The following is a 13,283-nucleotide window of genomic DNA, read 5'->3' as shown; positions in this document are numbered from 1 at the left end:
TATCCGGTGCTCCATCCTGCTCCGATCTCCACCCTGGTCCGTGGCCGGCGATGTCGCCGGGTTCACACCGTGGCGGGTTGTGCGTCGGGGACTCTTGCGGGCAGCTGACGTACGGACCGCGCGCAGAAGGTCGCGACGGTCACCAGACCGAGCACCCCGCCTGCGATGACCAGCGTCTGGGCGACGCCGATCCGGTCCGCCACCGGGCCGACGACGGCCAGGCAGAGCGGGCCCAGCACGAACGAGCCCATGGCGTCGTACGAGCTGATCCGCGACAGCGCCTCGTTCGGCACGTGGTTCTGCAGGGCGGTGTCCCACAGCACCTCGAAGATGTCGACGCAGACGCCGTTGACGAGCATCGAGGCCGCGATCAGCCAGACCGGCGCGCCGGCCGCGATCAGCGCGAACGGCGGAAGGAAGCCGAAGGTCGCGAGCACCGCCACCCGCATCGGCCGGCGGGGGCGGATCCGCATCGCCACGAGGCTGCCGCCGACCAGGCCCACCGCCTGCGCGGTGACGATCACCGACCAGGCCGTGGCGCCGCCCAGCTGTTCCTTGGCGGTCAGCGGGCCGAGCACGTAGATCGCCGAGAAGCAGCCGTTGACGAACGCGAACTGCACGACCACCAGCCAGACCCAGGACCGGGAGCTGAACTCCCGCCAACCCTCCCGCAGGTCCGCGAGGATGGTGCTGGTGGCGGCCCGGCCGGGGTGGGACACCCGGACACCGGCGAGCAGCAGCGCCGAGCCGAGGAAGGTGGCCGCGGGCACCGCCAGCGCCCAGCCGGCGCCGAGGGCGGCGACGAGCACTCCGGCCAGGGCCGCGCCGCCGATGGTGGTGCTGTTGCGGGACAGCCGCAGCAGCGCGTTGGCCGACTGGAGCTGCTCCTGGGCCACCACCTGCGGCACGACGCCGCGGGAGGCCGGCAGGAACAGCGCGGCGGCGGCGCCGTTGACGGCGGACAACGCGATCACGACCGGCAGCGAGGGCCGGCCGCTGACGAACACCACGGTCAGCACCGCCTGCGCGGCGAAGGCCAGCAGGTCGGAGCCCACCATAAGGCGGAAGCGGTTCATCCGGTCGGCGAGGACACCGCCGAACAGCAACAGCGCGACCTGCGCCAGCGACCGGGCGGCGAGCACGAGGCCGAGGTCGGTGGCGGAGCCGCCCGGCGCGTCGAGGACGGCGAAGGCCAGCGCCACCGGGATCACGGCGCTGCCCAGCAGCGACAGCGTGCGGGCCAGGAACAGCATCCGGTACGACCGGTCGGCCAGGATCCGGAGGTCGTCGCGCACTGCCATCACCTCCGGTCGGCCGGTCGAACGGGTTGCGTGCTGGCACCGGTGGCGTCACAGCCGTGCCCATCATGTGGCAGGGAAACGGGTTGCCCCAACCCCTAGGAGTCTTAAGCGATGTCGGGAATTGGGAGGTCAAACCCCTAAAACCCGCACGTTTGCTGACTGTCCGCTCAGTCGGCTGGTACAGATCGACGATCGGCACCCGCATCGGTGCGGCGCTCGCATCCGGCTGAGGCCCCGGAGCGCGGACCGGATCACCGACGGACAACGGAGGACCAGTGGGACGGCAGGAGCATCCGGTCGCGAGTGACGTCACGCAACGCGTGGCGCGGCTGTCCAGTTCGGCGCGGGCACTGCTCGACGAGCGGCTGCGCGCCGGCCGCGCCGATCCGGCACCCGTCACCGCCGCCATCCCCCGCCTGGACGCCGCCGAGGCACCCCTGTCCTTCGCGCAGGAGCGACTCTGGTTCATCGAGCGCCTGGAGGACGACGCCGTCCACCACAACGACGCCACACTGCTGATCCTGACCGGCTCGCTGGACCGGGCCGCGCTGCGGCGCGGCATCGAGGAGGTCGTCCGCCGCCACGAGATCCTCCGTACCGCCTTCCGCCAGCTCGGCGAGCGGGTCGTGCAGGCCGTCACGCCGCCCGCCCCGCTGACCCTCGACGTGGTCGACCTGCCCGGCGCCACCGCGCGCCCCGACGACGCGGTCCTGCGGGCCGCCGTCGAGCGGGAGATGCGGGTCCCGCTCGACCTGGCCGCGGGCCAGACCATCCGGGCGGTGCTCTACCGGATCGCCCCGGACGTGCACGTCCTCGGGGTCACGGTGCACCACCTCGTCTGCGACCTGTGGTCGTTCACCATCTTCTGCCGCGAGCTGGCCGCCACGTACGCCGCGTTCGCCTCGGGCACCGCGGCGCCGGACCTGCCCGAGCTGCCGATCCAGTACGCCGACTACGCCGCCTGGCAGCGCACCGCGGTCGGCGAGGAGCGGATGGCGGCGCACCTGCGCGAGCGGGTCGACGAACTCGCCGGCGTGCCACCCCTGCTCACCCTGCCCACCCGGGGCCCGCGACCGGCGGTCCAGCAGTTCGTCGGCGCGTCCGAGTGGTTCCGGATCGGCGCCGCCGACGCGGACCGGATCCGCTCCCTCGGGCAGAGCCAGGGCGCGACCATGTTCATGACCCTGCTCGCCGCCTTCACCGTGCTGCTCGCCCGGCACAGCGGCCAGCGGGACATGGTGGTCGCCAGCCCCATCGCCACCCGCGAGCAGGACGAGCTGGAGCACCTCATCGGCTGCTTCCTCAACATGATCGTGGTGCGGGCCGACCTGTCCGGCGACCCGACCTTCGCCGAGCTGCTGGCCCGGGTCAAGGCGGCCTCGCTGGACGCGTTCCGGCACCGCGACGTGCCGTTCGAACGTCTCGTCGCCGCGGTGCAGCCGGAGCGCAGCCGCAGCCACCAGCCGCTCGCGCAGGTCGCCTTCGTGCTCCAGAACGTGCCCACCAGCCGGCTGGACCTGCCGGAGCTGCGGGTCGACGTGCACCAGATGGAGACCGGCCGCTCCCGGATGGACCTGTCGATGAGGATCACCGAGACGGCCGACGGGCTGGTCGGCGAGATCGAGTACGACACCGGCCTCTTCACCGGCGAGGCGATCCGCGCCCTGGCCCGGCAGTTCGAGCTGCTGCTCGTCGAGGCGGCGCGGCGGCCCGACACGTGCGTGTGGCGGCTGCCGCTGCTCGACGACGCGCAGCGCCACCGGATCCTGCACGAGTGGAACGACACCGCCGTCGACCTCGGCCCCGAGGCGCTCGTCCACCGCCTGGTCGAGGCGCAGGCGCGGCGTACCCCGGACGCGGTGGCGGTCGTCGAGGGCAACGTCCGCACGACGTACCGCGAACTCGACGAGCGGGCCAACCGCCTGGCGCACCACCTGCGCGACCTCGGTGTCGGCGTGGAGGACCCGGTGGCGGTGTGCCTGCCGCGCTCCGCCGTCGAGGTGGTGGCGATCCTGGCGGTGCTCAAGGCCGGCGGCTATCACCTGCCGGTCAACCCGCGTGACCCGCAGGCCCGCCGCGACGCGCTGCTCGGGCAGGTCCGCCCGGCGGTCGCGATCTCCGCCGGGGACCTGTGCGACGAGGTGTGGAGCCCCGGCCGGCGGATCATCGACCTGGACGGGGAGGCGTCGCTGACCGCCACCTGCCCCGCCACCGACCCCGCCGTGCCGCTGCACCCGGACAACCTCGCCTACACGCTGTTCACCTCCGGCTCCACCGGACAGCCCAAGGGCGTCCAGGTCACCCACCGCGGGTTCACCAACCGGATGCTGTGGGCGCAGCGCAACTTCCCGCTCGGCCAGGACGACCGGGTGCTGCGCAAGGCGGCCTGCACCTTCGACGTCTCGCTGGACGAGCTGTTCCGGGCCCTGTTCAACGGCGCGGCCAGCGTGCTGATGCCCGAGACGGCGACCTTCGACCCGCGCCGGCTGGCGGAGGTGATCGCCCGGCACGGGGTGACCGACGCCGACTTCGCGCCGACCGCCCTGCGCGAGGTGCTGCTCACCGCCGACGCCGCGGACCTGAAGTCGCTGCGGCGGATCGTCTCGGGCGTGGAGGAACTCACCCCCGAGACGCAACGGCTGGTCTTCGACCGGCTCGACGTCACCATGTTCAACCTGTACGGCCCGACCGAGGTGTCGGTGTCCTGCACCGCCTGGCCGTGCGACCCCGACGACGAGCGTCCCTTCGTCCCGATCGGCCGCCCGATGGCCAACGTCCGGGTGTACGTGCTCGACGAGGCGATGGAGCCCGTACCGCCGGGCGTCGCGGGGGAGGTCTACGTCGGCGGCGCCGGGCTGGCCCGGGGCTACCTCGACAACTCCGCCCTGACCGCGGAACGGTTCCTGCCCGACCCGTACGCCGGCACGCCCGGCGCCCGCGTCTACCGCACCGGCGACCTGGCCCGGTTCGGGCCGGACGGCGTCCTGGAGTTCCTCGGCCGGGGCGACGGGCAGTTGAACCTGCGCGGCTACCGCATCGAGCCGGGCGAGGTGGAGTCCGCGCTGCGCCGCCACCCGGCGGTCCGCGAGGCCGCCGTCGTCGTACGCCGGGACCCGCCCGGCAGGGACGCCCGGCTGGTCGGCTACGTCGTCGGCGACGACCTGCCGGGCACCGCGGACCTGCGCGCGCACCTGCGCCGGCGGCTGCCGGACTACCTGGTGCCGGCCGCCTTCGTCAGGCTGCCCCGGCTGCCGCTGACCAACCACGGGAAGCTCGACGTCGCGGCGCTGCCACCACCGGGCCAGGACGAGCCCGCCGCCGCCGGCACCGACGGCCCGCGCGACGAGCGCGAGCGGGTGCTCCTGGACATCTGGTGCGACGTGCTCGGCCGCGAGGGCATCGGCATCCACGACGACTTCTTCGACCTCGGCGGCGACTCCCTCACGGCGACCCGGATCGTGGCCCTGGCCGGCGCGAAGCTGGGGGCGGACGTCGAGGTGGCGGTCATCTTCGACGCGCCGACGGTCGCCGAGTTGGCCGCCCGGCTCGCGCCCGGGCAGCCGTGACCCCCGGCCCGACCCCTGTGCAGCGAGTGGAGAGCCTGATGACCGACCACACCGGCGCGTTGACCCACGAGGCGACGGACGTCGTCAACCTGGGCGCCGCCCTGGCCCACCAGGCGCGGGTCCAGCCCGACAGCCCCGCCCTGCACCTGGTGGCCGAGGACGGCGCGGCCGACACGGTGGACTACGCGACGCTCGACGCCCGCGCCCGCCGGGTCGGCGCGGCCCTGGCCGGGCACTGCCGCCCCGGGGACCGGGTGCTGATGCTCGTCGGGGCGGGCGTCGACTTCCTCGCCGGCTTCTTCGGCTGCCTCTACGCCGGCACCGTGCCGGTCCCGCTGGCCGCCCGGCTCAACCGGGCCAGCGCCCCGGTCGTCGCGCGGATCCTCGACGACGCGCAGGCCACCGCCGTGCTGGCGGCCCGCGCGGTCACCAGCGCGGTCGACCTGGGCACGCTCATGCCCGGTCGCCGGCTGCCGGTCCTGGAGATCGAGTCCCTCGACGCCGCCCCCACCGGCTGGCAGCCGGCGGTGGCCGAGGGCGGGCTGGCGTTCCTCCAGTACACCTCGGGCACCACCAGCACCCCCAAGGGCGTGATGGTCAGCCACGCGAACCTGCTGGAGAACCTGCGGGCCATCCGCCGCTCCTTCGGCTTCGACGACGCGACGGTGATGGCCTCCTGGCTGCCGCCGCACCACGACATGGGCCTGATCGGCACCCTGCTCACCCCCGTCTACCTCGGGGTGCCGACGGTGCTGATGGACCCGGCGACGTTCATCCGCACGCCGGTGCGGTGGCTGCAGGCGATCAGCCGGTACCGGGCCACCATCAGCGGCGGGCCCAACTTCGCCTACGACCTGTGCGTGCGCAAGGTCGCCGAGGCCGACCGGGCCGCCCTGGACCTCAGCTCCTGGCGGGTGGCCTTCAACGGCGCCGAGCCGGTACGCGCGGCGACCCTGCGCGCCTTCGCCCAGGCGTTCGCCCCGCACGGTTTCGACGAGCGGGCCTTCCTGCCCTGCTACGGGCTGGCCGAGGCGACGCTGCTGGTCGCCGGTCGGGCCCGGCCGCAGCGGCCCGTCGTGACCACGGTGGCCGACCCGGAACCCCACCGTCCCGGCACGGAGGTGGTCGGCTGCGAGATCCTGCCCGAGGCGGAGGTCCGCATCGTCGACCCGACCGGCCACCCCGTCCCCGACGGCACCGCCGGCGAGATCTGGGTACGCGGCGGCAGCGTCGTCGACGGGTACTGGAACCGGCCGGAGGAGTCCGCGCGGACCCTGCGCGCCACCCTCGGCGGCGCCCCCGCCGACGGCCCCTACCTGCGCACCGGCGACCTCGGCTTCCGCCAGGAGGGTCACCTGTACGTCCGCGGCCGGATCAAGGAGACGGTGGTCGTCCGCGGCCAGAACCACTACCCGGACGACATCGAGCAGACCGTCCGTGCCGCCTGCCCCCGCCTGGGCGGGCGGATCGCCGCGTTCGGCGTGGACGTCGCCGACGACGGCCACGGCGTCGGCGAGGCCGTGGTCCTGTGGTACGAGACCCGCTCCGAGAAGGCCGCGGACGAGGCGTCGGCGATCGCCGAGGCGGCCCGCCGGGCCGTGGTGACCGTCCACGGCCTCGACCTGCACCGGGTGCTCGCCGTGCCGCCCGGCACCATCCCCGTCACCACCAGCGGCAAGACCCGACGCGGCGACTGCGCGCGGGCGTACGCCGCGGGCAGCGCGACGATCGTCGCCGACGACCCCCTGCGCCCGGCGGCGCGCCCCGCCCCGGCCGCCGCGCCGGCGCAGGCGCAGCGGTTGCGCGTCCTGGCCGGCGGGCTGCTCGACGTCGACCCGGAGCGGATCGACCCGGAGCGTTCCCTGCCGGAACTCGGGTTCGACTCGCTGCGGGCCGTGGAGCTGCAACACCTGATCGAGGGGGAGTGGGGCGTCCGCCCGGCCCTGACCGACCTGCTGGGCGACAGCACGGTGGCCGAACTGGCCGCCGCGCTGCCGTCCGCGCCCGCCCCGGCCGACCCGCCGGCCGCCCCGGCCGCCGCCGACCGGCCCTACCCGCTGTCGTACGGCCAGCGCGCGATCTGGTTCCAGGGCGCCCTCGCCGAGGACCCGGCCAACCTCAACCTGGGCCGCGCGGTGACCGTCGACGGCGAACTGGACACCGCCGCGCTGGCCCGCGCCGTGCGCGACCTCGGCGTCCGGCACCCGGCCCTGCTCACCCGGTACGACGACGCCGGCGCCGAGGTGACCCAGCGGGTGGCCGACGACGCCGAGGTCACGCTGGAGGTGCGCGACGCGGCGGACTGGCCGGCGGGCCGCCTCGACGAGGAGATCGAGGCGGAGCTCGGGGTCGGCTTCGCCGGCCCGCCCCTGCTGCGCGCCGTGCTGTTCCGGCACGCGGCGCAGCGCCACACGCTGCTGCTCTGCACCCACCACAGCGTCATGGACGTGTGGTCGCTGGCGGTGCTGGTCGAGGACCTGGCGACCGGCTACGGCCGGCACGCCGCCGGGGACGACGCGGCGCCGCCGGCGCCCACCGCCCACCCGGCCGAGTTCGTCGCCTGGCAGCGGTCCTTCCTGGACGGTCCCGCCGGCCGGGAGCTGACCGCGACGTGCCAGGCCCAGGTCGCCGACCTCGTGCCGTTGGACCTGCCGACCGACCGGCCCCGCCCGTCGGTGCGCACGTTCCGGGGCGCCGCCCACGCCTTCCGGCTCGACGCCGAGCTGTGCGCCGGGATCGACGCGCTCGCCGCCTCGCACGGGGTCAGCCGCACCGCCGTGCTCTTCGCCGGCTACGCGGCGGTGCTGTCGCGCTACGCCGGCCAGGCGACGTTCCCGCTCGGGTTTGTGCACGCCGGCCGGGTCCGCAGCCGCTTCGCCGACCTGGTCAGCTACCTGGTCAACCCGCTGCCGGTGCCGGTGGACCTGTCCGCCGACCCGGAGTTCGGCGCCCTGGCCCGGGCGGCGCACGACGCGGTGCTGGCCGCCTCCGACCGCGCCGAGGTGCCGTTCGGGCGGATCGTCGAGGGGCTCGGGCAGGCCGCCGACGCCAGCCGCGGCGCGCTGATCAGCGCGGCGTTCGCCTACCAGCACGGGCGCGGCACCGACCGGCTCGGGCTCACGCCGATGGTGCTCAACCACGAGGGGGCGCTGGGGGACTGGTCCGGGCTGCGGGTGCGCAGCCGACCGGTGCGACAGCGGGCCACCTACTACGACCTCTCCCTCTACCTGGGCGAGCACGGCGGCGAGCTGCTGGGCACCTTCGACTACAGCACCGACCTGTTCGACGCCGACACCATGGGCGTGCTGGCCGAGGCGCTGACCGCGCTGCTGTCCGCGGCCGTCGCGGCGCCGGCGACCCCGGTCGGCGCCCTGCCCCTGCTCGGCGCCGAGCGGCACCGGCAGGTGCTCGTGGAGTGGAACGACACCACGGCCGACTACGACACCGACCGGTGCGTGCCGGAGATCGTGGCCGAGCAGGCCCGGCGCACCCCGGACGCGCCGGCCGCGATCGACGACACCACCCGGCTCAGCTACGCCGAGCTCAACGCGGCGGCGAACCGGCTGGCCCACCGGCTGATCGGGCGGGGCGCCGGCCGGGGCACCCGGGTCGGCCTGCTGGTGCCGCGCTCCACCGTCAGCCTCACCGCCGTGCTGGCGATCCTCAAGACCGGCGCCGCCTACGTGCCGCTCGACCCGTCGTACCCGGTGGAGCGGCTGCGGTTCATGCTCGCCGACTCCGGGGCCCGGCTGCTGGTCGCCGCCCCCGGCGCGGCCGTCGACCTCCCGGACGTCGAGGTGGTCGACCCGGCCGAGGAGACGCTCGCGGCCGAAGACGACCACGACCCGAGGCCGACGGCCCACCCCGACGACGTGGCCTACGTCGTCTACACCTCCGGGTCCACCGGCACCCCGCAGGGCGTCCTCGGCCTGCACCGGGGCATCGTCAACCGGCAGCGGTGGATCATGGACCGCTTCCCGATGGGGCCGGACGAGGTGGGCAGCCACAAGACCTCGCTGAGCTTCTTCGACTCCGGCGGCGAGATGTTCCTGCCGCTCTTCGCCGGCGCTCCGGTCGTCGTGGTGCCGGAGGACGTCGGACGCGACCCGGTCCGCCTGGTCGACCTGCTCGCCCGGCACCGGGTCACCCGCCTGGTGGCCGTGCCGTCGCTGCTGCGGGCCATCCTCGACGGCGTCCACGACGCCGGGGAACGGCTGGCGGCGCTGCGCTACTGCCACTCCAGCGGGGAGGCGCTCACCCCGGACCTGGCCGCGCGGTGGCTGGCGGCCCTGCCCGGCTGCGTCCTGGTCGACCTCTACGGCTCGTCGGAGATCTCCGCCGACGTGACCCTGGACGTGGTCACCGGACCGGAGCGGGTCGGCAGCATCGGGCGGCCCATCGGCAACACCCGGATCTACGTGCTCGACGAGGCCATGCGGCCGGTGCCGCCCCGCTTCGCCGGCGAGGTCTACGTCAGCGGGGCCGGCCTGGCCCGTGGCTACCTCGACCAGCCGGCGTTGACCGCGGCGCGGTTCCTCCCCGACCCGTACGGGGACGGCGGGCGGCTGTTCCGCACCGGCGACCGGGGCCGGTGGAGCCACGACGGCCGGCTGGAGTTCCTGGGCCGCGCCGACCACCAGGTGAAGGTCCGCGGGTTCCGGATCGAGCTGGGCGAGATCGAGGCGACGCTGCGGGCCCACCCCGGCGTCGCCGCCGCCGTGGCCGCGCTCGCGGATGCTCCCGGCGGCGGGGAACAGCGGATCGTCGCGGCGGTCGTGCCCCGCGGCCGGGGCGGCTCGTCCGCGCCCACGCCGGCCGGGTCCGACCCGGGCGGGGCGCCCGCCACCACCCGGGTCTCCGACTGGCGGCTGCTCTACGACCGGATGTACACCGACGCCGGCCCCGCCGAGGAGGCCCAGCAGGCGATCTGGACCAGCAGCTACACGGGTGCGCCGTTCACCGACGTCGAGATGGGTGAGTGGATCGACCAGGCGGTCCGGCGGATCCGGGACCTGCGCCCCCGCCGGCTGCTGGAGCTCGGCTGCGGCACGGGCAACCTGACGCTGGCGCTGGCGCCGGAGTGCGAGGCGTACGTCGGCACCGACTTCTCCGCCGCCGGCCTGAAGGTGCTCGAACAGCGGCTCGACGCCGAGGGGGTCGACCGGGACGCGGTCACGCTGCTGCTGCGCGAGGCCGACGACCTCACCGGCATCGAGGCCGGCAGCTTCGACACCGTGGTGCTGCACTCGGTGACCCAGTACTTCCCCAACCACGACTACCTGCGCGGGGTGCTGCGCGCGGCGGTCACCGCGGCGGCGCCCGGCGGGCGGATCTACCTCGGCGACGTGCGCGACCTGGACCTGCTGGAGGTGTTCCACGCCTCGGTGGAGCTGGGCGCCGAGCCGGAACCCGGCCTGACCGTCGCCGAGCTGCGCCGCCGCGTCGCCGCCCGGGTGCTCGCCGACGACGAGCTGGTGCTCGCCCCCGACCTGTTCCTCACCGCGCCGGACTGGCTGCCGGGGGTGACCGGGGCGGAGCTGCACCTCAAGCGCGGCCGGCAGGCCAACGAGCTGAGCGCGTTCCGCTACGACGTCGTCCTGCACGTGGGCGCCGCCCCCGACCGCGACGCCGCCGAGCCGGTCGAGCCGCTGCGGCTGGACTGGACGCGCGACGGGCTGGACGTCGCCCGGCTGCGGGGCGTGCTGCGCGGCAACCGCAACCGTCCGGTCGAGGTACGCGACGTGCCGAACGCGCGGCTGGTCACGGTCGCCGGCCCCGTACGCCGGCTGGCCGGTCTCGCCGACGGGGACCCGGTGACCCGCCCGGTGGGCGAGCTGCCGCCCGGGGTCGACCCGGAGGACTGCTGGAGCATCGGCGAGGCGCTGGGCCGACGGACCGCCGTGGTGCCGTCGACCGCACGCGAGGAGTACGCGATGGACCTGCGGTTCTGGCCGGCGGCCCGACCGAACGACGCGGTCGGCTGGACCCCGCCCCGGGTGCGGCGCGCCGACTGGCCGGAGCTGGCCAACGACCCGCTGGGCGCCACCGCGCGGCGGGACCTGCTGCACGACCTGCGCACCCACCTGCGGCAGCGGCTGCCGGAGTTCATGGTGCCGCTGCTGCACCTGGTCGACGAGCTGCCCACCACGGCGACCGGCAAGGTGAGCCGGCGCGCCGTCGCGGTCGACGTCACCGAGGCGATGGCCCGGCTCGGCGCGGGCGCGACGGCCCGGCCGCTCGCGGCGGCGGCCGGCGGGCTCCAGGCCCAGGTCACCGAGATCTGGCTGGACGTCCTCGGCGTCGGCGCCGTCGGGCTCGACGACAACTTCTTCGACGTGGGCGGCAACTCGCTGAGCCTGGTCCAGGTGCACATCCGACTCCAGGAACTCCTCGGCCGGCAGTTCCCGCTGGTCGACCTCTACGAGCACACCACCGTGCGCAAGCTCGCCGAGCACCTCGGCGAGCCCGCGCGCCCGGCGGCGGAACCGCCCGTCGACCCGGGGCCCGACCGCAACGAGCAGGTGGCGAACCGCCGCCGGCTGATGCGCCAGCGTATCCAGGAAGTGGGAAGCCGATGAGCAGCGAGATGGACATCGCCGTCGTGGGGATGAGCGGGCGGTTCCCGGGCGCGGCGAACGTCGCCGAGTTCTGGGAGCTGCTCCGCGCCGGCGTCGACGCCGGCCGCCAGCTGACCGCCGCCGAGCTGGACGCCGTCCCGGCCGCGGAACGCACCGACCCGGCGTACGTGCCGGTGTGGTCCGGGATCGAGGGCGCCGACCGGTTCGACGCGCAGTTCTTCGGCTACTCGCCGACGGACGCGACGCTGATCGACCCGCAGCACCGGATCCTGCTGGAGTGCGCCTGGGAGGCGCTGGAGGACGCCGGCTACGACAGCCGCCGCTTCCCCGGCGACATCGCCGTGTACGCGGGGTGCGGCCTGAACCAGTACCTGCTCTACCACCTGCTGCCCCAGCAGGAGCTGGTCGACTCCGCCGGCCGCCTCGGCATGGCCGTCGCCAGCGACAAGGACAACCTGGCCACCCGCATCTCGTACAAGCTCGACCTGACCGGGCCCAGCATGACGGTGCAGACCAACTGCTCCTCGGCCCTGGTCGGGCTGCACCACGCGATCAGCAGCCTGCTCGACTACCAGTGCGACATGGCGATCGTGGGCGCGGTCAGCGTCAAGAACCCGGTGCCCCGCGGCTACCGGCACGAGGCCGACGGCATCAACTCGCCCGACGGCCGCTGCCGCGCCTTCGACGCCGAGGCCGCCGGCTACCACCTGGGCGACGGCGCCGGCGTGGTGGTGCTGCGCCGCCGCGAGGACGCCGAGGCCGCCGGCGACCGGATCTACGCACTGGTGAAGGGCTCGGCGGTGAACAACGACGGCGCCGGCAAGGTCAGCTTCGTGGCGCCCGGCCGGTCGGGCCAGGTGCGGGTGATCCGCCGGGCGCTGCGGGTCGCCGACGTCGAGCCCAGCTCCATCCAGTACGTCGAGGCCAACGGCAGCGGCACCCTGATGGGGGACTCGATCGAGGTGTCCGCCCTGGAGGAGGCGTACGGCACGGCCGGCGGCCCGGGCGCCGGGTGGGCGATCGGCTCGGTCAAGCCGAACGTCGGCAACCTCGACACCGCCTCCGGCGTGACCTCGCTGATCAAGGCGGTCCTCGCCATCCACCACGGCGAGCTGCCGCCGTCGATCCACTACCGCAAGCCCAACCCGCAGACCTCGCTCGACCGGGGGCCGTTCCGCGTCAACGACATGCTGCGCGACTGGCCCGAGGTGTCCGGGCCGCGCCGGGCGGCGGTCAGCTCGTTCGGCGTCGGCGGCACGAACGCGCACGTCATCCTCGAAGAGGCGCCGCCGCCCGCGCCGCCGGGGCCGAACCCGCCGGCCGTGCTGCTCACCGTCTCCGCGGCCGGCGCCGAGGCGCTGACCGCCGCCGCCGGCCGGCTCGCCGCGCACATCGGGCACCACCGGGAGCAGGCCCTCGCCGACGTCGCCTACACCAGCCAGGTCGGCCGCCGGGCGTTGCGCCACCGGGCCTTCGTGGTGGCCGCCGGCCCCGGCGAGGCGGTGCGCGCGCTCTCCGGCGTCGGCGCGGGGGAGGCGTCGCCGGAGGCCGCCACGGTGGCGTACGCGTTCCCCGCCACCTGCCCCGACCTGGCCGCGCTCCGCGACGCGCTGCCCCGGCTGCGGGCGGAGCTCGACCGGGTGGCGGGTGAGCTGGGCGTCGACCCGGGCGCGGCGGGGTCCGACGCCGCCACCGTCACCGGGCAGCTCGCGCTCGCCCGGCTGCTGGCCGCCTGCGGCGTGTCCCCGGTCGCCGCCCACGGCGAGGGCCCGGGCGCTGTGACGGCCGCCGTCGTCGACGGCCGCTGGACGGCGGCGGAGGCCGGGCGCGCGCTGCGC

Annotated in this window: 4 protein-coding genes; 3 read left to right on the top strand and 1 reads right to left on the bottom strand. The window is 75.3% G+C overall.

All coding sequences use genetic code 11. The annotated features are described in order from the left end of the window. Window positions 1-62 precede the first annotated feature (62 nt). The gene (locus AB0G08_RS21460) at window positions 63-1,295 is read right to left on the bottom strand and encodes an MFS transporter (protein ID WP_358090660.1); all 1,233 of its coding nucleotides are present in this window, start codon (window positions 1,293-1,295) and stop codon (window positions 63-65) included. Window positions 1,296-1,576: 281 nt separating this feature from the next. On the opposite strand from AB0G08_RS21460, the gene AB0G08_RS21455 reads away from it, so the two are divergent. The 3 genes from AB0G08_RS21455 to AB0G08_RS21445 all read left to right on the top strand — a co-directional run. Next, window positions 1,577-4,867, top strand: coding sequence for an amino acid adenylation domain-containing protein (locus AB0G08_RS21455; protein WP_358090657.1), 3,291 nt, complete (start codon window positions 1,577-1,579; stop codon window positions 4,865-4,867). 38 nt (window positions 4,868-4,905) lie between these two features. Beyond that, a complete protein-coding gene (locus tag AB0G08_RS21450; protein WP_358090653.1) occupies window positions 4,906-11,445 on the top strand; it encodes an amino acid adenylation domain-containing protein in 6,540 nt (2,179 codons plus the stop codon). Then, window positions 11,442-13,283, top strand: a 1,842-nt coding sequence (locus AB0G08_RS21445) for a beta-ketoacyl synthase N-terminal-like domain-containing protein (RefSeq protein WP_358090650.1), incomplete at its 3' end; no start/stop codon positions are given. The genes AB0G08_RS21450 and AB0G08_RS21445, both read left to right, overlap by 4 nt.

The sequence above is a fragment of the Micromonospora sp. NPDC023644 genome (assembly GCF_040640115.1).
In the GTDB taxonomy this organism is placed as follows: domain Bacteria; phylum Actinomycetota; class Actinomycetes; order Mycobacteriales; family Micromonosporaceae; genus Micromonospora.
Note: the sequence above shows the minus strand (reverse complement) of the source record. Positions and strands in the feature narration are given on the sequence as shown.